This is a genomic window from Rathayibacter sp. PhB152 (genome assembly GCF_003751395.1).
GTDB lineage: Bacteria > Actinomycetota > Actinomycetes > Actinomycetales > Microbacteriaceae > Rathayibacter > Rathayibacter festucae.
Genome location: NZ_RJUT01000001.1, coordinates 122,428 through 142,190, shown reverse-complemented (window position 1 = coordinate 142,190; position 19,763 = coordinate 122,428). Strand labels below are relative to the sequence as shown.

Sequence of the window (19,763 nt, the reverse complement as noted above, 5' to 3'; positions counted from 1 at the left end):
GCAGATCGAACCGGCGCCGGGCTCAGAGCGCGACGACCACGCTCTTCAGCTCGCAGAACGAGCGCAGCGCCTCCTCGCCCAGGTCGCGCCCCATGCCGGACTCCCCCACGCCGCCGAACGACAGCGCCGGATCGAACAGGTTGTACGTGTTGACCCACACGGTGCCCGCGCGCAGCCGCCGCCCCATCCGGTGCGCCCGCGCCAGGTCGTTCGTCCACACCCCCGCGGCGAGGCCGTAGGTCTGGTCGTTGGCGAGAGCCACCGCCTCGTCCTCGTCCTCGAACGGAATGATGCCGACGACCGGCCCGAAGATCTCCTCGCGCGCGATGGTCATCGTGTTCGTGACCCCCGTGAACAGCGTCGGCTCGACGTAGTAGCCCGGCCGGTCCGGCACGCCGCCACCCACCGCGACGACCGCGCCCTCCGCCTCGCCCTGCGCGATGTAGCCGAGCACCTGCTGCCGCTGCTCCTCGGACACCAGCGGCCCGACGGTCACCCCGCCGGCCAGCCCGTCGCCGAGCGCGACCTTCCGCACCGCCGCGGCCACGCGCTCCGTCGTCTCCTCGAGGATCGAGCGCTGCACCAGCAGCCGGCTGCCCGCCGTGCACATCTGGCCGGAGTGGCCGAACGACGCCCGCATCGCGGTCAGCACCACGGCGTCCAGGTCCGCGTCCTCGAACACGATGTTCGGGCTCTTGCCGCCCAGTTCCAGAGTCAAGCGGGTGAAGTCCTCGCTCGCGGCGCGCATCACCTTGCGGCCGACCTCGGTGCTGCCGGTGAAGGAGACCTTGCTGACCAGCGGGTGCTCGGTGAGCGCCGCGCCGACCCGGCCGTCGCCGGTGAGCACGTTGACGACTCCAGCGGGGACGCCCGCCTCCTCGCAGAGTGCCGCGAGGCGCAGCATGGTCAGCGGAGTCTGCTCGGCCGGCTTCACGACGACGGTGCAGCCCGCGGCGAGCGCCGGCGCCAGCTTGAAGCTCGCCGTCATGATCGGGAAGTTCCACGGCAGGATCAGCGCCGCGACTCCGACCGGCTCGAGCGTCGTGTAGACGTGGTGCTGCGCGTCGACGGGCACGACGGTGCCGGTCAGCCGCGAGGGGGCGCCGGCGTAGTAGCGGAAGACACGGGCCGAGGTCGCGGTGTCGGCGCGCGAGCGCTCGATCGGCTTGCCGTTGTCGCGGGTCTCGAGCACCGCGAGCTCCTCGAGGCGCTCCTCGATCAGGTCGGCGATGCGGTTCAGGATGCGGCTGCGATCGTGCGGGCTCATCCCGCTCCAGCGCGCGTCGTCGTGCGCGCGGCGGGCGGCGGTGACGGCCGCCTCGATCTCGGCGGGGCCGGCCTGCGGGACGCGGGTGAGCAGCTCCTCCGTGGCCGGATCGACGACGTCGAGCAGCTCCGCGCCCTCGGGAGCGAGCCAGGCGCCGTCGACGAGGAAGGGCTCGATCGGCGCGAGCGGGGCGAGGGTGTCTCTCATGGGGTCTGCGTCTCTCTCATCGGGGGGCCGGGTCGGGGCCGGAATCGTCGGGGCCGAGGGGGCGGAATGGTCGGTCAGAGCCGGTCGGTCAGGGCCGGTCGAGCAGCCGGGCGGGCTCCTCGACGCTCATCCGCCGCAGCACGTCGTCGGCGACGCCGAGCGCGCGGAGCCCCGGCAGGACGCGCGCACCGAGGTGGTCGAAGCCGTGCCCGCCGAAGCGGCGCAGCTGGCCCTTCGTCCAGGTGCTGTGGCCGAGAACCCAGCGGATGCCGGGGTCGCTGTCGAGCAGCTCCAGCAGCGCGTCCAGGCGCTGCGGGTCGCTCGCGTTGCGGATGCGGCCGACGTGCGCGCCCTCGTTGCCGAAGCAGAGCTCCAGCACGGCGCCGGCCTCTCCGAGGTCGCGGAGGTAGGGCAGGTCGAGGAACTCGTCGACGGTGCTGAACACGACGCGGGAGGGATCCACTCCCTCGGCGACGACGTGCGCGAGGACCTCGAGGCCGTTGCGGGCGTCGGCGGCGAGCCGCACGGTGATCGCGGAGCCGGTGGCGGCGGCCGCGCGGGCCGCGGCGGTGAGGCTGATCCGCTCCTGCTCCCCCTCGAGCGTCGCGAAGGCGCCGGTCGTGCCCATCAGGCCGAGGAGTCCCGCGCGGTAGGTCGTGCCGGGGATCGCCTCCGTCAGCGCCCGGGTGAAGAGCCCGGTGCGGCCGTCGACGTCGAGCGCGAGGAACCACTCGGGCAGGAGGCGCGGGAGGTACGCGCCGTACCCGGCGACGATCGCGACGCCCGCCTGGCCGGACAGGGCGGGCAGTCGGGAGTGGTCGGGCCCGAAGCCGAGCGAGCTGAGGTCGACGGCGGCGGCGAGCCCGGCCGAGGCTCCCGCGCGGAGCTCGTCGGCGAGCAGGTCGACATCGTCGAGGCGGAGGTTGTCGGCGAGCGCGAGCTGGCTCCAGCGCAGGGCGGCCGCGAGCTCGGCGGTGACCGGGGCGTCCGGATCGAGCGCCTCGACGCCGGGCCGCTGCAGCGCGCTCGCGTCGGTCAGCAGGTGCTCGTGCATCGACACGACGCCGAGCTCCGCCGCCTCGACCGGGCCGAGGACCGTCTGGATGGCCATGCGCCGCCTCTCGCGCGGCACGCTGCCGCTGGATCCAATATAGAGCGGTATGGATCCAGAAGCGACGTATCGGTACTCTCCCAGCCTTGTGCACGCGGTCCCTGAGTAGAATCGCAGACAGCAAGGGGAGTACTCCCGACTGCGGTGAGCCCGTCATTACGGATGCGAATGAGCGTCCCGGGCCATCGGCTCCGCCACCACCTCCGAGAGGTCGCGGCCGGAGTGGAGGAGACCTTGGTCCCTCATCGACCGACCCTCTTGGAGCACCCCCGTGCAGATCACTCCCATCATCTGGCTGATCACCATCGCCGTGACGATCGCCTTCTTCGTCTACGAGTTCTTCGCGCACGTGCGGAAGCCGCACGAGCCGACCATCGGCGAGTCCGCCCGCTGGTCGGCCTTCTACATCGGCCTCGCGCTGCTCTTCGGCGTCGGGATCGGCATCGTCGCCGACTGGCGCTACGGCGGCGAGTACTTCGCCGGCTATCTCACCGAGAAGGCGCTGTCGCTCGACAACCTCTTCCTCTTCCTGATCATCATGACCGGCTTCGCGGTGCCGAAGATGTACCAGCAGAAGGTGCTGATGATCGGCATCGTCATCGCGCTGATCATGCGCGGCGGCTTCATCGCGGTCGGCGCGGCCCTGATCGAGAACTTCTCCTGGGTCTTCTACCTCTTCGGCGCCCTGCTCTTCGTGCTGGCCTACCAGCAAATCAAGGGCGACCACGGCGACCCCTCGAACAACGCGTTCATGCGCCTGGTGCGCCGCATCCTCCCCGTCACCGACGAGTACCACGGCGACAAGCTGACGGTGAAGAAGGACGGCCGCCGCTTCGTCACCCCGATGCTGCTGACCATCGTCGCCATCGGCTTCATCGACCTCGTCTTCGCGCTCGACTCGATCCCCGCCATCTACGGACTGACCAACGAGGCCTACATCGTCTTCACCGCGAACGCCTTCGCGCTGATGGGCCTGCGCCAGCTGTTCTTCCTGATCGGCGGACTGCTCGAGCGCCTCGTCTACCTCAGCCAGGGCCTGGCCGTCATCCTCGGCTTCATCGCCGTGAAGCTCGTCTTCCACGCCCTGCACGTCAACGAGGTCCCGTTCATCAACGGCGGCGAGCCCCTGCTCTGGGTCCCCGAGATCCCGATCTGGTTCTCGCTCACCTTCATCGGCTCGACCATCGCCGTCGCCACGATCGCCAGCCTCCTGAAGACCCGCGGCGACCGCTCCAAGTCCGACCGCTCCACCGTCCAGGACGCCCCCCTGGAGACCCCGGCCGACGCCCCCTCCCGCCGCGAGCACTGACCCCCTCCGCGAGATGCCACTTGTGCACACGACACGCCGCAAAAAGCGTGCACAAGTGGCATCTCGCAGCAGCTCGCCGACCGAGAAGCCCGCGCCCCTTCGCTGATCGAGCAGCCCGCGCAACGGGTCCCCTTTGGAGTAGCCCGCGCAGCGGGTCCCCTTTGCTGATCGAGTAGCCCGCGCAGCGGGCGTATCGAGATCCCCCCACCGTCAGAAGGCGGGCCCGCAGACCCGCCCCGCTGAGGGCGCCGGGTCTCGATACGCCCCTCCGGGGCTACTCGACCAGCATGAATCCCCCTCCGGGGCCACTCGACCAGCGTGGGCGTACACGGACGACCTGTCGGCGCCGCGAGATGCCACTTGTGCGCGCGACACGCCGTGCAAGGCGTGCACAAGTGGCATCTCGCGGGAGGCGCGTCAGAGCGTCGGCGTCCAGATGCGCATCGTGGAGGGGCCGCGGTTCGCCCAGCGGTAGTAGGGGTGGAACTCGGCGGTGAAGCGCTCGCCGAGCTCCGCCGGCACGGAGTAGGGCCACGGGGACGCCGGGGCGTCGCGGCGCACGAGCGCCACCCGGGCGCCGTCGCCGACAGCGACCGGCGAGACCTCAGCGTCCACCGCGACGTGCTCGGTGTCGAGGCCGTCCGGCAGCTCGAGCGACTCCAGCGCCAGCACGAACGGCCCGCGCTCCACCGCGACCTGGCCGCGCACCGCGTCGATCCGCGGGTGCGGCGTCACGAAGCGCGCCGGCATCGGCAGCGACAGCCGCACGACGTCGCCGGCTGCGAACGCCCGCCGCACCGTCACCGTCGAGAGCCCCGCGTCCACCGCCTGCCCGTCGAGCAGCGCCGTCCCGCGCGCGAACGGCGGGATCCGCAGCGTCAGCGCGAACTCCGCGTCCGCGAGGATCCGCACCGCGATCTCGCCGTCCTCCGGATACGCGGTCTCCACCTCGAGCGACACGTCGCCCGTCGTCACCCGGTACGCCCCGTACTGGTGCAACTGCACCCCGTCGTCCGTCGCGGTCGCGAAGCTCAGCTCGACGCTCGCGAGGGTCCGCGCCGTGTTCGTCGGGCAGCAGGACACCCAGAACCACGGCGCCCGCAGGCTCGACTGCGCCCGGTCGGTCTCGACGCTCTCGTCCGGCGCCACCCCGTCGACCCGCTGCTGCAGCGTGTTCGTGTAGAAGAAGGCGCGCCCGTCCTCGCGCGTCGCGGGCAGCACCGCGTTCAGCAGCGTCCGCTCCATCAGATCCGCGTAGGCCGCGTCGTCCGAGCGCAGCAGCAGCCGCCACGACAGCATGTTCGACGCGATCGCCGCGCAGGTCTCGGCGTAGGCGCGGTCCGGCGGCAGCTCGAAGTCGGCGCCGAACGCCTCGTCCTGGTGGTGCGAGCCCATCCCGCCGGTCAGATAGGTGCGGCGCGCGACCGTCGCCGCCCACTGCCGCTGCACCGCGGCCTCGAGCTCCGCGTCGCCCGTCTCCACGGCGACGTCGAGCGCCCCCGCCGAGAGGTACAGCGCCCGCACCGCGTGCCCGCGCAGCACCTCGGCCGAGCGCACCGGCACGTCGTCCTGGAAGTACTCGGGCCCGAAGGCGATCGGACCGAGCGTCCCCGTGCCGCGCCGCTCGACGAACAGCCGCGCCTGCTCCAGGTACCGCCCGTCGCCGGTGGCCCGCGCCAGCTCGGCGAGCGCCGGCTCGATCTCGGGATGCCCGCAGACCGCGACACGTCCCTCCGCCCCGAACACCGCGATCACGTGGTCGGCGAGGCGCCGCGCCACGGCCGGCAGCAGGTCGTCGTGCCCGGTGCGCAGCCGCGCCACGGCGGCCTGGATCAGGTGGCCGAAGCAGTACAGCTCGTGCCCCCACTCCAGATCGGAGTAGCGCGCCCGCTGCCCCGGCCGGCCGAAGCTCGTGTGCAGGTAGCCGTCCTCGTCCTGGGCCCCCGCGACCCGCAGCACCAGCGTCTCGTACTGCGCGGCGAGCTCCGGATCGTCGGAGCGGCCCAGCTCCCAGGCCATCGCCTCGAGCAGCTTGTAGACCTCCGAGTCGACGAACTCGATGCCCGCGTGGAGGTCGCCGCCGGCCGCCGAGGAGATCGTGCCGTTCGCCGCGCGGTCGAAGTTGCCGGCCCAGCCGACCCGCTCGATCCAGCTCAGGCAGTGGCCGATCACGGCGTCCGCGCCGAGCCGCTGGTAGTGCTGCCAGAAGCCGCCGGTCAGCCGGATCTCGTCCTGGCGCAGCGGCCGGAGCGCGCCCGCGGTCGGGGCGACGGGGCCGCCGAGGGCGACGGTGGTGGTCAGGGTCACGAGGATCTCCTAGGAGGAAGAGGGTCAGTCCTTGACGGCACCGGCGGTGACACCCGCCGAGACGTACCGCTGGGCGACGACGAGGAGGAGGGCGGCCGGGAGCGAGGCGACCACGGCGGTCGCCATGATCGAGTTCCACTCCTGGTTGTTGTTGCCGATGTACTTGTAGATGCCGAGCGTGATCGGCTGGAGCTTCCCGCCGCTGTCGAGGGTCGACGCGAAGATGAAGTCCGACCAGGCCCAGAGGAACGCGAAGAGCGACACCGTGACGACGGAGTTGCGGCTGATCGGCATGATCACCGAGGTGAAGGTGCGCCAGGCGCTCGCGCCGTCCATCCGCGCGGCCTGGGTCAGCTCGTCGGGGATGCCGGACATGAACGCGGTGAAGATCAGCACGCCGAACGGCACCGCGATGGTCGAGTCGGCCACGATCAGCCCCGGGATCGAGTTCAAGAGACCCAGGTTGAGGTAGATGGCGTAGAAGCCCATCGCCATGATGATCGCCGGGATCATCTGCGCGATCAGGAGGACGAACGAGAGCCCCTGCCCGCCGCGCGGCCGCAGCTTCGCGAGCGAGTACGCGGCCGGAGCGGCGATCGCCACGGTCAGCAGCACCGTGCCGAGACCCACGATCAGGCTGGTGCCGAGGTAGGGCAGCTGCTCGCTCAGCACGGCCTGGTAGCCGGAGAAGGTGGGCGCGAACGGGAACCAGTCCGGCGGATCCTTCCGCATCGATCCGGTCTGCGTCAGCGAGACGTTGATCATCCAGTAGACCGGGAACAGCATGACCGCGGTGAGCAGCACGCCCACGAGGGTCAGCCACCAGGGGCGCCGGGCGCTCATGCGTCGGCCTGCTTCCGCTGGACGCGGATGTAGATCAGGCCGAAGACCAGCGCGAGGATGATCAGCAGGTTGCCGACCGCCGCCGCGGGGCCGAAGTCGGGCAGCATCGAGCCGAAGCCGAGCTGGTAGGTCCAGGTCGCCAGGGTCGTCGACGAGTCGGCCGGACCGCCCTTGGTCATGATCCAGATGATGTCGAACACCTTCAGCGTGTAGACCAGGCCGAGCAGGATCGTGATCGCCGACACCGGGCGCAGCAGCGGCAGCGTGATCCGCCAGAACTGCTGGGCGCCGGTCGCGCCGTCGAGCGAGGCCGCCTCGTAGAGGTCCTGCGAGATGTTCTGCAGCCCGGAGTAGAGGATGACCAGGTTGAACGGGATGCCGATCCAGATGTTCGCGATCAGCACCGCGATCAGCGAGGTCGACGGCGAGGTCAGCCAGTTGATCTGCCCGATCCCGAACGACTCGAGGAACGCGTTGACGATCCCGGAGTCGCTGTTCAGCATCCACGACCAGGTCGAGGCCGAGACGATCAGCGGCAGCAGCCACGGCACCAGGAACAGCGCCCGGAGGGTGCTCGCGAGCGGGAAGCGCCGGTAGAAGAAGACCGCGAGCGCGAGCCCCAGTGTGAACTGGAAGACCAGAGAGACTCCGGTGAACACCGCGGTGTGCAGCAGCGCGGGGCCGAAGGTCGGGTCGCGGAAGACCTGCACGTAGTTGTCGAACCAGACGAACGGGGCGTTGCCCTGGACGAAGGAGCGGACCGTGTAGTCCTTCAGACTCAGCTCGAGGTTGCGGTAGAGCGGGAAGGCGTAGAACACGAGCAGGTAGACGACGAGCGGGGCGAGGAACGCCCACGCCGCGAGCTGCCCGCCCGGCCGACGTCGCCGCCTCGGCGCCGGAGCCGCGACGGCCGCGACCCCGGGCTCCGCCTCGCGGCGCAGCAGCCGCCCCGTCTCCGTGGCCGTCGTCATGATGCCCCCTGCATGCTGGTCGAGTAGCCCCGCAGCGCCCCGTGCATGCTGGTCGAGTAGCCCCGCAGGGGCGTATCGAGACCCACCACCGCACGAACCTCGGGCCTGCCGACCGCCCCTCCGACGCCGGCAGATCTCGAGCCGCCCGCTGCGCGGCCTACTCGATCAGCAAGGGGCTCCACACCGCTCATCACTGCGTCGCGGACTCGGCCGCCGACTGCGCGGCCTTCAGCGCGTCGGCCGGCGACTGCGAGCCGCTCAGCGCGGTCTGCACCGCGGACCAGAGCTGCTCGGAGATCTTCGGGTACTTCGTCCCGAGGTCGTCCGAGGTGCGGCCCTTCGCGGCCTGGACGGCCTCGACCCAGGGCTCGAGGTCGGCGTTCCCGGCGACCTGCGCCTCCTGCGCCGCGGCCGTCGGGGCGATGTACGACAGCGTGTCGTCCGTCGTCACCAGGTTGTCCGTCGAGGTGAGGCACTCGGCGATCGCGGTCGACGTCTCGTAGCGCGCCTCGTCCTTCTGCACGGGCAGGGTGAGGAACTCGCCGCCGGTCGGCGCGGGGGCCGAGCCGCCGTCCTTCGCGGGGATGGTGAGGATGCCGTAGTCAATGCCGGAGGCCTTGGCGTTCGCGAGCTGCCAGGTGCCGTTCTCGCCGAAGGCGTACTCGCCGGTCTCGAACTCCTGCCAGCTGGTGGTCTGGGTGTTGCCGATCACGGAGTTGGGCGCGTAGCCCTTCTCCAGCCAGTCGGTCCAGAGCGAGACCGCGTCCACGGCGGCGTCCGAGTCGAGCTCGGTCAGCTCGGCGCCGGAGCCCCAGAACCAGGGCAGGAACTGGAAGGTGCCCTCCTCGGTGCCGATGCCCGAGAACGTGATGCCCTTGCCGCCCGAGGCGGTGACCTTCTCGAGCGCCGCGGTGAGACTCGCCCAGTCGGTGATCGAGGAGACGTCGACGCCGGCCGTGGCCAGCACGGTCTTGTTGTAGTACAGCGCCAGTGTGTTCGCGCCGATCGGGACGCCGAAGGTGTCGCCGCCGACCTCGCCCGCGGCCAGGATGTTGGCGTCGATGTCGCCGGTCTCGAGGCCGTTCTCGGCCGTGGTGGTCAGGATCCCCGACTCGGCGAGCGTGGAGACGACCGGGTTGTCGACGAGCAGGATGTCGGGCGAGCTGCCCTGCTGCCCGGCGAGGAGCGCCTTGTTGGTCAGGTCGGTGGTGTCGTAGCCGGTGCGCTCGACGGTGACGCCGGCCTCGGTACCGCAGGAGTCGATGAGCTTCGCCCAGTCGGACGACTCGTCGAACTGGGGGTACGGGTCCCAGAAGGTGTAGGTGCCGCCGGCGGCGGAGGAGTCGCCTCCCGAGCCTCCCGCGCAGCCGGTCAGCGCTGCGGCTGCGGTCCCGAGCAGGACGGCGGCGGCGAGGCCCCGAGTGTGCTTCCTCTTCATCGCGGATGTTCCCTTCGTCGTTGACGGGTGGTGCTGGCCGGTCTCGGCGACCGCCGGACCGAAACTACTTTCTGCGGGTTCAAAGTAGACACGGCGGGAAGGTCGAGTCAAGAGTTGTCGCGTTTTCGGTGTTTTCGGTTCGCGGGATCCTGTGCGAGGATCGTCCAGGGCGCACCGGCGTCCCGTGGAAGGAGGACGTCATCGCGCCGCGCAAGCCCACGGGCACCATCACGCTGACCGACGTCGCCCGCGAGGCCGGCGTCTCGATCGCCACCGCGTCGAAGGCGCTGAACGGCCGCGACCAGGTCCGCGCCGAGACCCGCCAGAAGGTGCTCGACGCCGCCGCCGCGCTCTCCTTCACCCCGAACCCGTTCGCGCAGGCCCTCAACTCGCGCCGCACCGGCACCATCGGGATGCTCACCAACGACCTCGACAACCGCTTCGTGCTGCCCGTGCTGCTGGGCGCCGAGGACGCGTTCGGCGCCGGCTCCACCTCGGTGTTCCTCTGCGACGCCCGCGGCGACTCGATCCGCGAGCAGCACCACATCAAGAACCTGCTGGCCAAGCGCGTCGACGGCATCGTCGTGCTCGGCCGGACGACCAACCCGCGCCCGTCGATCACGGCGACGATCCCCGTCCCGGTCGTCTACGCCTATGCGCCCTCCGAGGACGAGCGCGACTCCTCGTTCACCCCCGACAACACGCTCGCAGGCGTGCTCGCCGCCCGCCACCTGATCGAGCGCGGGCGCACCCGCATCGCGCTGATCAACGGCGAGCCCAGCTACACCGCCGCGCACGACCGCGCCCGCGGCGTCCAGCGCGCGCTGACGGAGGCGGGGCTCCCGCTGGTCGGCGGCGACGTGCTCTACGGCCAGTGGTCGGAGAGCTGGGGCCGCCAGTGCGCCGAGTCGCTGCTCGCCGCGCACCCGGACCTCGACGCCGTCATCTGCGCGAGCGACCAGATCGCCCGCGGCGCCCTCGACCACCTGCGCGAGAGCGGCCACCCCGTGCCGCGCGACGTCGCCGTCGTCGGCTTCGACAACTGGGACCTCCTCGTCGAGGCCGCCCGCCCGCCGCTCACCAGCATCGACATGCAGCTCGAGGCCCTCGGCCGCGCCGCCGCCGAGGAGCTCTCCCACGCCATCCACGGCCGCGCGACGCCCGGCGTCCGCTCGATGCCCGTGCGCCTCGTCCCCCGCGAGTCCTCCGGCTGACGCCGGGTCTCGATACGCCGCGTCCCGCGGCTACTCGACCAGCATGCTTCCGGTCGGGCAGGCCTCTTCCTGCACGTCGAGCAGCCCCGCAGGGGCGTATCGAGACCCACCCACCCCGACCGATCAGAACGTGTCGCGCCTGGCCGCCGAGCGCAGCTGACCCGCGTGGCATCATGCGCTGGTGAGCGCCCCCGACCTGAACGCGGATGTCCTGGCTCCGTTCCGAGACTCCGGCATCGATCGACATGTCACCCTGCTGCTCGGCGCCGGTGCATCGACGTCATCGGGGCTGCCCGGGTGGGACGAACTCGCCGTTCGGCTCCTCCTGAAGAGTGGAGCCGTCCGCTCGGAGACCGCCGCGCAGGAGCTCGTGCAGCGGCAGGATCCACTCCTCGTCGCTGAAGCCGCGAAGAGCACTCTGAACCGGTGGGACCAGCGCGTCAGGGCCGCGCTCTACCAAGGGCTGCAGGATCTGTCGCCCTCATCACTGCATCTCGCAGCCGCCGGCCACGCCCTCGCTGGGGGAACCGACGAGACCACGGTGGCGACGTTGAACTTCGACATCCTCCTCGAGGACGCCGTCGACATCGAAGGGACCGCGGAGGGCCGCGTCGACGACGAGGTGTCCTCGACCGCGTACGTCGTGCACCACCTGCACGGAATCGCCTCCCCTTCGCGGAGCGAGGGCGTCGTCCTCACCCTGTCCGACTACAACGAGCTGCTCGGCGACCAGGACTGCTGGCAGCAGCGCTTGCTCAAGAAGGCAGCGCAGGACGGCGCCATCGTCATCGCCGGAACGTCCTACCGAGATCCGGACGTCCGGCGCTGGCTCCACGTCGCTCTTGCCGACTCGCCTGACGGCAACGCGGCGCTGGTGCTTCTCGCGCGCCAGGCCTTCGGCGTCTCGAGAGAGCGATTCGACGAGATCAAGAGCGCCCTCGCCGGGCAGTGGAGAGCTGCCGGACTGCAGCCGATCCTTCTCGAGGACTTCACCGATGCCGCGCAGATCATCCGCGAGCTCCGTCATCTGCATCGACCTCGGTACCGCTCGCCGCAGCAGCGGGCGACCGCGCTCTGGGATCTCCACGTCGACGGCTTCGACGTCCGCCAGCCGGAGTACTCCGACGCACTGGACGACGACGCGCGGACGCTGCGCGACGCCTTCGACGTCGAGCAGCTCGGCGTCAGCCTGTGGCTCGCGGACGGAGCGGGCAGCGTCGGACGGTACGCCTCCCAGGACCGGACCTATCGAGCAACGTCCGACATCCGCCTCGTGCCGAGCGGACACGACAGCGCCTGGGTCGCCGGCCGGACCCTCGGTGCGGAGAGCATCGTGTTCCAGAATCTCGACCCGGCCGGAACGAATCGCTGGGGCACGGTGCTCGCCCTTCCGATCAGGGTGTCCTTCGCGGGTCTGCCGGACATCGCGACCGCGGTGCTGAGCGTCGGCCTTCCCGGCACCGCGGAGGCGTTCTCCACGTCGAAGGCGATGTGGTTCGACCAGGTGCTCGACAGCGCGAACGCGTGGAGCGAACGGCTGAGCGACTCCCTCGTGTGAGCCGCCTCGCGCAACTACGATCGACGAAGGACAAGGAGACAGCGATGACGAACAGCAGCAGCAACTCGTTCCAGAGCCTCGGCAACGGCGGCTTCCGAGTGAGCGGCGCGCGGATCAGCCCGACCACTGGCCGGTACGTCACCCGCAGCAGTGCTTCCGTCGGGAAGTCGGCTGCGTCTCCCGCCCAGCCGAAGACGCAGCCGACTCCGAAGTAGCAGGGTCGGCCGTCCGCGGACGCGCGGGCACAGCCCGGCACGAACGCGACCGTCGAGCGGTCGCCGACGAAGGCACGGAGCCCGTCAGCGCTGCGACACCGGCGAGAGCACGAGCTCGTCGATGCGGACGTGGGCCGGGGACTCGAGGACGAACTCGACCGCGCGGGCGACGTCGTCCGGCGAGAGCATCGCCGCGCGCGCGACGTCGTCGGGCACCTGCGGCCGGTGGCGGAGGAAGTCCGTCGCGACGTCGCCGGGGCAGAGGTGGCAGGCGCGGATCCCGGAGGCGGCCTCCTGCGCGTTCAGAGTGCGGGCGATCTCGGCCAGCGCCTTCTTGCTCGCGCTGTAGCCGACCCCCGCGATCGGGGCGAACGCCCAGGCCGAGTAGGAGGAGACGAGCACCACCGCTCCGGCGTGCGCCCTCAGCTCGGGCAGCGCCGCGTCGATGACGCCCACCGGCCCCAGCAGGTTGGTGCGCACGATCTCCTCGAGCTCGCTCAGCCGCTGGTCCCCCCAGGTCCGCCGCGGGGAGTTGAGCCCGGCCGCGAGGACCAGCGCGTCGATCCGGCCGGTCGCCGCCAGCACCGCGTCCCGGGCAGCGGGTACCGCCTCCCGGTCGCTCACGTCGAGGGGGACGACGAGGGCGTCCCCGCCGGCACTGCCGATCCGCTCGGCGACGGCGTCGAGGCGCTCGCGGGACCTCCCGCTGAGCGCCACCGTCCAGCCCGACGCCGCCAGGCGCTCGGCCGACGCGGCCCCGATCCCGGAGCCGGCTCCCGTGATCCAGGCGACTCTGCGAGCGACTTCGGTGTCCATGGGGCGTCCCTTCGATGCTACGGTGACGATCGATTAATCATACTAATAGGAGGCTGCCGTGCTCATCGATCTCACCGGTCTGGTCGTCGTGGTGACCGGCGGCGGGCGCGGCATCGGCCGCGCGATCGTCGACCGCTTCCTGGCGGAGGGCGCGCGGGTCGCCGCCCTCGATCTGGCCTTCCCCTCCCCCTCGGGCGACGCGCAGCAGCTGGTCTGCGACGTCACGGATCCGGCGTCCGTGCGGGCGGCGATCGACGCGGTGGTCGAGCGGTTCGGCCACGTCGACGTCCTGGTCAACAACGCCGGCATCAACGTCGAGGGCACCGTCGAGACCCTCGATCCGTCGCGCTGGGACGCCGCGTTCGACGTGAACGTCCGCGGCACCTTCCTCGTCTCGCAGGCCGTCGTCCCGGTGATGAAGGCGCGCGGCGGCGGTCGCATCATCAACGCCGCCTCGTTCGCGGCGATCGTCCCGAGCATCGGCGCCGCCGCCTACGGAGCCTCGAAGGCGGCGGTCGTGCAGTTCACCCGGGTCCTCGCCGGCGAGCTCGGGCCGTGGGGCATCACCGTCAACGCCTACGCGCCGGGGATGATCCCCACCGCGATGAACGGCTTCGCGGACATGCCGGAGGCCGCGAAGGCACGGCTCCTCGACACGCTGACCCTGCGCCGCTGGGGCACGCCCGACGACATCGCCGACCTGCTCTGCTTCCTCTCCAGCGACGCCGCGAGCTACATCACCGGCACGCTCGTCGACGTCAGCGGCGGCAAGCTCGCCACGCAGATCCCCAGTCGCGCGTACGAGGGCCTCGCAACCGCGGAGTGATCGAGTCTGGCGCCTGAGGGCACCCCTGCCAGCCTCGGCTCAGGCCGTCCCTCGGCCGGTCGACGTCGCCCGGATCTCCTCGGCGGTGTCGCGGACGAGCGTGCGCGCCGCGCTCTCCGCGAGATCGGCGTCCCCGTCGGCGATCGCCGCCGCGAGCCGCCGATGCTGGTCGACCGCACGATCGGTCGCGGCGGTGAAGGTCGGAACGCCGCTGCCGTACCTGCTGTCCAGCGCCGCGGCGATGGTGCCGAGCAGCTGGGCGAGCACCGCGTTGCCCGACCCCTCGACCAGGATCCGGTGGAAGCTCTGATCGGCGCTCGTGAATCGGGGCAGCGATCGCGCCTCGGCCGCGAGGGCCAGCTCCGCCGCCGCGGCCGACAGCTCCTGCTGCCGGGCGGTCCGGCCGCTCGCCGCGAAGAGCCGGGCCGCGGCCGGCTCGACCGCCTCGCGCAGCAGGAGGAGCTCCTGCAGCTGCGTCTCGCTCGCCGGCCCGGCCGCCCGCCACTGGATCACGTCGGGATCGAGGAGGTTCCACGAGCTCTCCGGCTGGACCTGCGTCCCCGCGCGTGGCCTGGCCCGAATCATCCCCCGCGCCTCGAGAGCCCGGAAGGCCTCGCGGACCACCGTCCGCGACACGTCGTACCGGCGGCCGATCTCCTCCGGCACGATCTGCGAGTCCGCCGGCCGGACCCCCGACGCGATCTCCCGCCCGAGCCCTTCGGCGACCCGGCGCTGCAGGCGTCTGCCCGAGCCGGAGGCCTCGAGGGCGGAGTCAGCGGGCATGATGCCGCTCACGATACCCGCCCGGTCCGCGCACCCCTGCCGGCCGACCAGCCGCAGGCCGCGCGCTTCATGCCGGCCGAGTAGCCGCGGAACGCGGCGTATCGAGACCCACCCTCCAGGCCACGGTTGATCTCGATACGCCCGCTGCACGGGCTACTCGATCAGCATGCAGAGGCCCGCCCCACGGGCTACTCGGCGCCCCTACCGGGAGCAGGCGATGAGCGGCAGCGTGATGCGGATGTCGTCGTTCGCGTCGGTCCTCCGACCTTTCCGCCCCGGGACGACGAAGTGCCAGGTGAGCTGGACGATTCCCGTGGTCTTCGCCACCCAGAGCGAGGAGTAGTCGACGAAGGAGAAGTCCGTGGTCAGCTGCACGGTGCCGTACTGGGTCGTGTCGGTGCTGTAGTCGGGCGAGACGGCCGCACCGTCGATCTCGAGCCGTGCGTACTGCGGACCGTGAGTCCTCGGGTCGCGGGTCTGCCCGTACTCGCCGCCGGCCCGATAGAGGAAGGTGTAGGTCGTCCCCGCGACGACGGGCAGCGCGGCCCGGAACCAGACCTCCAGGTTGAGCCCCTCATAGGACGCTGCATCGTCCGCCTGCTGGAGGAAGTAGACGTAGCCGTCCTTCTCCTCGATGCCGGACGCCCCCTGGTAGGCGTAGCCGTTGTCGGTGCGCCGCCACTGGGCGGGATCGGTGACCGACGGGCAGGGGGCAGGAGACGCCGATGCGGCCGGAGCCGCCACCGCCAGGGCGACGACGGGCACCGCCCAGACCCCTCCGGCGACGAGCGTCCGCCGTTCCACTGCGCTTCGACCATCGGAGGTCGTCGGGCGATCGTCGTCGTGCGCCATCAGTGCGTCTCCCGTGGTGTCGAGGTACGACCGCTGCCACGGTCGGCGACGGCGTACCTGCACACCAGGGTGAGGCCCTCCCACCGCACCAGAGAAATCGCGGGCGGCGGAAGCACAGCGATGACGGGTTCACGTCAGTGTTGACGGAATCCGTGCCCCCCGACGTCTCGAGTGATCCAGCCGCAGCAACGCTGAACCATGCGTGTCGAGCAGCCCCGCGTCACTCCCCCCGGAGGAGCCCGGCCTGCCGGCCGTCGCGCGCGAAGACCGGCACGACCGCGAGCGGCGCCTCGGCGACGATCCACTGCCCGCCCTCGTGCTCGACGCCGGTGCTGATCTCGGTCCAGCGGGCACCGGCCGGGAGGTACACCCTGCGGGAGACCGCGCCGGCCGCCGTGACCGGAGCGACGAGGAGATCCGATCCGAAGAGGTACTGGTCGCCGATGTCCCAGGCGAGCGGGTCGCCGGGGAACTCGTGGAACAGCGCGCGCATGACCGGCTGGCCGAGCTCGTGCGCCTCGCGCATCACCTCCCGGGTGTAGGGCCGCAGCCGCTCGCGGAGCTCGAGGAGGCCGGTGAGGACAGGGGTGACCTCGTCGCCGAAGCTCCAGATCTCGTTCGCGGCGCCGGTCGCCGCGCGTCGGGATCCGTCGGCGGCGTGCACCGGTGCGGACGGCGCGCGGTCGCCGTGCAGCCGCATCACGGGGCTGAAGGCGCCGAACTGGAACCAGCGCACCAGCAGCTCGCGGAACGCCGGATCGGTCGGGTCGCCGCCGGCGAAGCCGCCGATGTCGGTCGTGAACCACGGAATGCCCGCGACGCCCATGTGGATCCCCGCGGTGATCTGGTGCCGGAGATCCGCGAAGGTCGAGTGGATGTCGCCCGACCACACCAGCGCACCGTAGCGCTGGCTGCCCGCCCAGGCGGTGCGCACGAGATTGACGATCTCGGTCTCGCCGCTCTCGCGCTGTCCCTCGAAGAAGCCGCGGGAGAACGCCTGCGGGTAGAGGTTGCCGACCTGCACGGTGGGGCCCGCCGCGTAGCGGTAGTTGTCGAAGTCGTAGACGCCGTACTCGGGCTCGGCCTCGTCGAGCCAGAACAGCCGGATGCCGTGCGCGGCGTAGTTGCGCCGGCACGCCTCCCAGACGAAGCGGCGGGCGGCCGGGTTCGTCGCGTCGTAGAAGGCGCTCGGGCCCTCGAACTGCATGTGCAGGTCGAGTCCCCGCTCGGCCTTGACCAGCAGGTTGCCCTTCTTCATCGCGACGTAGTTCTCGGACTCGACCGAGACCTGCGGCCAGACGGACACCATCAGCTCGATGCCCAGCTCACGGAGCTCGGCGACCATCGCGGACGGGTCGGGCCAGAACTCCTCCTCGAAGCGGAAGTCGCCCATGTGCGGCCAGTGGAAGAAGTCGGCGACGATGACGTCCATCGGCAGACCGCGCCGCTTGTGCTCGCGGGCGACCTCGAGGAGCTGCTCCTGGTTCCAGTAGCGCAGCTTGCACTGCCAGAAGCCCAGCCCGTGCTCGGGCATCATCGGCACGTGGCCGGTCGCGTCGGCGTAGGCCCGGGTGATGTCGGCCGGGGTCTCCCCCGCCGTCACCCAGTAGTCGAGCTGCTTCGACGACTCCGCGAACCACTCGGTGCGGTTGGCCGCGAAGGTGGCGCGGCCGATCGCGGGGTTGTGCCAGAGGAAGCCGTAGCCGCGGCTCGACAGCACGAAGGGCACGCTGGACTGCGAGTTGCGGTGCGCGAGCTCGAGCGTGCAGCCCTTCAGATCGAGGATGTCCTGCTGGTACTGCCCCATCCCGTACAGCTTCTCGTCGGGCGCCGTCTCGAAGAGCGCGGTCAGCCGGAAGTCGCCGCCGAGGTGCGGCCGCTGCTCCCGGGCGCGCAGCTTGAGCGCTCCCCCGCTCCCGAGCTCGGAGAACAGCAGATCGCCGCGGCGGTCGTAGAAGGAGAGGGAGCAGGAGAGCTCGTGATAGCCGGTCTGGTAGCCGTAGCCCTCCTGCTGCTCGAGGACGACAGTGAGGCCGCCGGAGCGCAGCGTCGCCCGCGCGCCCTCGATCGTCACCTCCGGCTCGATCCTCTCGGGGCTCACGAGCGCCCAGTCGGTGTCGAGCACCTCGCCCGAACGGACCGCGCGGACGCGCACGCTGTCCCTCCCCCACGGCTCGACGACGATCGTCTCGCCGTCCCCCCGCCAGACGAGGCGGACGTCGTCGAGCTCGAACGCCTCGGTATCCATCTGCTCCTGCTTCCTCGAGGCCGTCACGGCGCTCAGTCCTTGACCGCGCCGGCCGTGACGCCGGCGGCGACGTAGCGCTGCGCGACGATCAGCAGCACGGCTGCGGGGATGGAGGCGATCACAGCGGTCGCCATGATCCCGTTCCAGTTGGTGGTGGTGGATCCGATGTAGCGGTAGAGCCCGAGGGTGAACGGCACGATGCTGTTGCCCGAGGTGAGCGAGTTCGCATTGAGGAAGTCGGCCCACGCGAACAGGAAGGAGAACAGCCCGGCGGTCACGATCGAGTTGCGGCTGAGCGGGATCACGATCGAGACGAAGGAGCGCCAGTTGCTCGCCCCGTCGATCCGGGCCGCCTCGATCAGCTCGTCGGGAATGCCGAGCATGAACGCGCGCAGGATGATCACCGCGAACGGGACCGAGGCGGTCGCGTCGGCGAGGATCAGGCCCGGGTAGGTGTTGAGCAGCCCGAGCGCGTTGTAGATCGCGAAGAGCGCCGTGACCAGCACGATGCCCGGGATCATCTGCGCGAGCAGGAAGACGAACATCACGGCACCGGTGCCGCGCACCCGGAACTTCGCCATGGCGAACGCCGCGGGCAGTGCGATCGCGAGGGTGAGGATCACGCAGCCGATCGAGATCACGAGGCTCGTGACCAGGTTCGGCAGCTGGGTCGAGAACGCCTGCACGTAGCCGTCGAGAGTGGGATCGCTGGGGAACAGGCTCGGCGGCGTCTGGATGAGGTTCTGCGGCTTGGTCAGCGAGACGTTGACCATCCAGTAGAGCGGGAAGAGCAGGAATCCGCAGAGCACGATCGCGATGGCGACGTCGATGCCGCGGCGGAGCGGAGTGGTGATCTGGTTCATCCGAGGTCCTCCTTGCGCTGGGCGCGGATGTAGATCAGGCCGAAGACGAGGGCGACGATCACGAGGATCTGGCCGGCCGCGGCTCCGACGCCGAACTGCAGGTCGGTGAAGGACTGCTCGTAGGCCCAGGTCGCGAGCGTGTGCGAGCTGTTCGCCGGACCGCCCTTGGTGAGGATCCAGATCACGTCGAAGACCTTGATCGTGTAGACGAGGCCGAGCAGGAGCGTGACCGAGGTGACGGGGCGCAGCAGGGGCCAGGTGATGCTCCAGAAGGTGCGCCAGCGGGTGGCGCCGTCGAGCGCGGCCGCCTCGTAGAGGCTCTCGGGGATGCCCTGCAGTCCGCCGTGCAGCAGCACCATGTTGAACGGGATGCCCAGCCAGATGTTGGCGATGATGACCGCCCAGAGCGAGACGGACGGGTCGGTCAGCCAGCCCACCTGCGTGCCGATCGCGGCGTTCAGGATGCCGAACTGCTGGTCGAAGATCCAGCGCCAGGCCGTCGCCGAGACGATCAGCGGCAGCAGCCAGGGCAGCAGGATCAGCGAGCGGAAGGTGGCCGAGAGCGGGAACCGGCGGCTGAAGAACAGCGCCAGCGCCATGCCGATCGCGAACTGTCCGACGAGCGAGACGACGGTGAAGACCACCGTGTGCCAGGCGATGCTGCCGAAGATCGGATCCGTGACCACGGTGACGTAGTTGCCGAATCCGACGAAGGGCGCGTCGCCCGTGACGAAGGCCGAGGGGCCGAAGTCCTGGAAGCTCAGGACGACGCCGCGGACGATCGGGTAGACGAAGAAGACGGCGAGGAAGATCACCACGGGAGCCATGAAGGCGGCGGCGGCGAGCCTCAGGTGGGAGCGGGGCCGACGGCGGGCGGGCGGCCGGGTGGCCGCCTCGCCCGCGACCGGCGCCGTGAGCACGGCGGGGTCGGTCAT

General features: G+C 70.9%; 17 protein-coding genes. 5 read left to right on the top strand and 12 right to left on the bottom strand.

The genetic code is table 11. From position 1 onward, the window contains the following. Positions 1-22 precede the first annotated feature (22 nt). On the bottom strand, positions 23-1,474 hold the full coding sequence (locus EDF36_RS00655) for an aldehyde dehydrogenase (RefSeq protein WP_123731473.1): 1,452 nt from the start codon (positions 1,472-1,474) through the stop codon (positions 23-25). Positions 1,475-1,562: 88 nt separating this feature from the next. Next, positions 1,563-2,585: a phosphotriesterase gene (locus EDF36_RS00650; protein WP_123731472.1), complete on the bottom strand. Its 1,023-nt coding sequence runs from the start codon at positions 2,583-2,585 to the stop codon at positions 1,563-1,565. A 271-nt stretch (positions 2,586-2,856) separates the two neighbouring features. Here EDF36_RS00650 and EDF36_RS00645 point away from each other — a divergent pair, with 271 nt between their 5' ends. Continuing rightward, the gene (locus EDF36_RS00645) at positions 2,857-3,894 is read left to right on the top strand and encodes a TerC family protein (protein ID WP_123731471.1); all 1,038 of its coding nucleotides are present in this window, start codon (positions 2,857-2,859) and stop codon (positions 3,892-3,894) included. 417 nt (positions 3,895-4,311) lie between these two features. On the opposite strand, the gene EDF36_RS00640 is transcribed toward EDF36_RS00645, so the two are convergent. The 4 genes from EDF36_RS00640 to EDF36_RS00625 all read right to left on the bottom strand — a co-directional run bounded on the left by EDF36_RS00640 (position 4,312) and on the right by EDF36_RS00625 (position 9,453). Then, a complete protein-coding gene (locus EDF36_RS00640) occupies positions 4,312-6,201 on the bottom strand; it encodes a glycoside hydrolase family 127 protein (RefSeq protein WP_123731470.1) in 1,890 nt (629 codons plus the stop codon). Positions 6,202-6,225: 24 nt separating this feature from the next. Continuing rightward, entirely contained in the window at positions 6,226-7,044 is an 819-nt protein-coding gene (locus tag EDF36_RS00635; RefSeq protein ID WP_123447302.1) for a carbohydrate ABC transporter permease, read from the bottom strand. Continuing rightward, positions 7,041-8,015: a carbohydrate ABC transporter permease gene (locus EDF36_RS00630; RefSeq protein WP_123731469.1), complete on the bottom strand. Its 975-nt coding sequence runs from the start codon at positions 8,013-8,015 to the stop codon at positions 7,041-7,043. The genes EDF36_RS00635 and EDF36_RS00630 overlap by 4 nt, the downstream gene beginning before the upstream one ends. Positions 8,016-8,205: 190 nt before the next feature. Beyond that, entirely contained in the window at positions 8,206-9,453 is a 1,248-nt protein-coding gene (locus EDF36_RS00625) for an extracellular solute-binding protein (protein WP_123731468.1), read from the bottom strand. 128 nt (positions 9,454-9,581) lie between these two features. Here EDF36_RS00625 and EDF36_RS00620 point away from each other — a divergent pair, with 128 nt between their 5' ends. From EDF36_RS00620 to EDF36_RS21065, 3 genes are all read left to right on the top strand, one after another. Next, positions 9,582-10,667: a LacI family DNA-binding transcriptional regulator gene (locus EDF36_RS00620; protein ID WP_311316370.1), complete on the top strand. Its 1,086-nt coding sequence runs from the start codon at positions 9,582-9,584 to the stop codon at positions 10,665-10,667. A gap of 541 nt (positions 10,668-11,208) precedes the next feature. Beyond that, complete coding sequence (locus EDF36_RS00615; RefSeq protein WP_185020317.1) at positions 11,209-12,225, top strand: SIR2 family protein; 1,017 nt, start codon at positions 11,209-11,211, stop codon at positions 12,223-12,225. Between the two features lie 44 nt (positions 12,226-12,269). After that, entirely contained in the window at positions 12,270-12,440 is a 171-nt protein-coding gene (locus tag EDF36_RS21065) for a hypothetical protein (RefSeq protein WP_159423922.1), read from the top strand. A gap of 84 nt (positions 12,441-12,524) precedes the next feature. Here EDF36_RS21065 and EDF36_RS00610 read toward each other — a convergent pair whose 3' ends face one another. Then, on the bottom strand, positions 12,525-13,256 hold the full coding sequence (locus tag EDF36_RS00610; protein WP_123731465.1) for an SDR family oxidoreductase: 732 nt from the start codon (positions 13,254-13,256) through the stop codon (positions 12,525-12,527). Between the two features lie 58 nt (positions 13,257-13,314). Here EDF36_RS00610 and EDF36_RS00605 point away from each other — a divergent pair, with 58 nt between their 5' ends. Continuing rightward, positions 13,315-14,082: an SDR family NAD(P)-dependent oxidoreductase gene (locus EDF36_RS00605; RefSeq protein WP_123731464.1), complete on the top strand. Its 768-nt coding sequence runs from the start codon at positions 13,315-13,317 to the stop codon at positions 14,080-14,082. 39 nt (positions 14,083-14,121) lie between these two features. On the opposite strand, the gene EDF36_RS00600 is transcribed toward EDF36_RS00605, so the two are convergent. From EDF36_RS00600 to EDF36_RS00580, 5 genes are all read right to left on the bottom strand, one after another. Then, entirely contained in the window at positions 14,122-14,865 is a 744-nt protein-coding gene (locus tag EDF36_RS00600) for a FadR/GntR family transcriptional regulator (RefSeq protein ID WP_148059933.1), read from the bottom strand. A gap of 201 nt (positions 14,866-15,066) precedes the next feature. Further along, positions 15,067-15,669, bottom strand: coding sequence for a hypothetical protein (locus EDF36_RS00595; RefSeq protein WP_123731462.1), 603 nt, complete (start codon positions 15,667-15,669; stop codon positions 15,067-15,069). Between the two features lie 268 nt (positions 15,670-15,937). Then, positions 15,938-17,965 carry a TIM-barrel domain-containing protein gene (locus EDF36_RS00590; RefSeq protein WP_123731909.1) on the bottom strand — a complete coding sequence of 676 codons (2,028 nt, stop codon included), beginning with the start codon at positions 17,963-17,965 and terminating at the stop codon, positions 15,938-15,940. Between the two features lie 32 nt (positions 17,966-17,997). After that, a complete protein-coding gene (locus tag EDF36_RS00585) occupies positions 17,998-18,828 on the bottom strand; it encodes a carbohydrate ABC transporter permease (RefSeq protein ID WP_123731461.1) in 831 nt (276 codons plus the stop codon). Next, positions 18,825-19,763: a carbohydrate ABC transporter permease gene (locus tag EDF36_RS00580; RefSeq protein ID WP_123706143.1), complete on the bottom strand. Its 939-nt coding sequence runs from the start codon at positions 19,761-19,763 to the stop codon at positions 18,825-18,827. The genes EDF36_RS00585 and EDF36_RS00580 overlap by 4 nt, the downstream gene beginning before the upstream one ends.

Coding starts and splice junctions, on each gene's coding strand:
- EDF36_RS00655 (WP_123731473.1), bottom strand. CDS start 1,474: ATGAGAGACACCCTCGCCCCGCTCGCGCCGATCGAGCCCTTCCTCGTC.
- EDF36_RS00650 (WP_123731472.1), bottom strand. CDS start 2,585: ATGGCCATCCAGACGGTCCTCGGCCCGGTCGAGGCGGCGGAGCTCGGC.
- EDF36_RS00635 (WP_123447302.1), bottom strand. CDS start 7,044: ATGAGCGCCCGGCGCCCCTGGTGGCTGACCCTCGTGGGCGTGCTGCTC.
- EDF36_RS00630 (WP_123731469.1), bottom strand. CDS start 8,015: ATGACGACGGCCACGGAGACGGGGCGGCTGCTGCGCCGCGAGGCGGAG.
- EDF36_RS00625 (WP_123731468.1), bottom strand. CDS start 9,453: ATGAAGAGGAAGCACACTCGGGGCCTCGCCGCCGCCGTCCTGCTCGGG.
- EDF36_RS21065 (WP_159423922.1), top strand. CDS start 12,270: ATGACGAACAGCAGCAGCAACTCGTTCCAGAGCCTCGGCAACGGCGGC.
- EDF36_RS00610 (WP_123731465.1), bottom strand. CDS start 13,256: ATGGACACCGAAGTCGCTCGCAGAGTCGCCTGGATCACGGGAGCCGGC.
- EDF36_RS00600 (WP_148059933.1), bottom strand. CDS start 14,865: ATGCCCGCTGACTCCGCCCTCGAGGCCTCCGGCTCGGGCAGACGCCTG.
- EDF36_RS00590 (WP_123731909.1), bottom strand. CDS start 17,965: ATGGATACCGAGGCGTTCGAGCTCGACGACGTCCGCCTCGTCTGGCGG.
- EDF36_RS00585 (WP_123731461.1), bottom strand. CDS start 18,828: ATGAACCAGATCACCACTCCGCTCCGCCGCGGCATCGACGTCGCCATC.
- EDF36_RS00580 (WP_123706143.1), bottom strand. CDS start 19,763: ATGACCGACCCCGCCGTGCTCACGGCGCCGGTCGCGGGCGAGGCGGCC.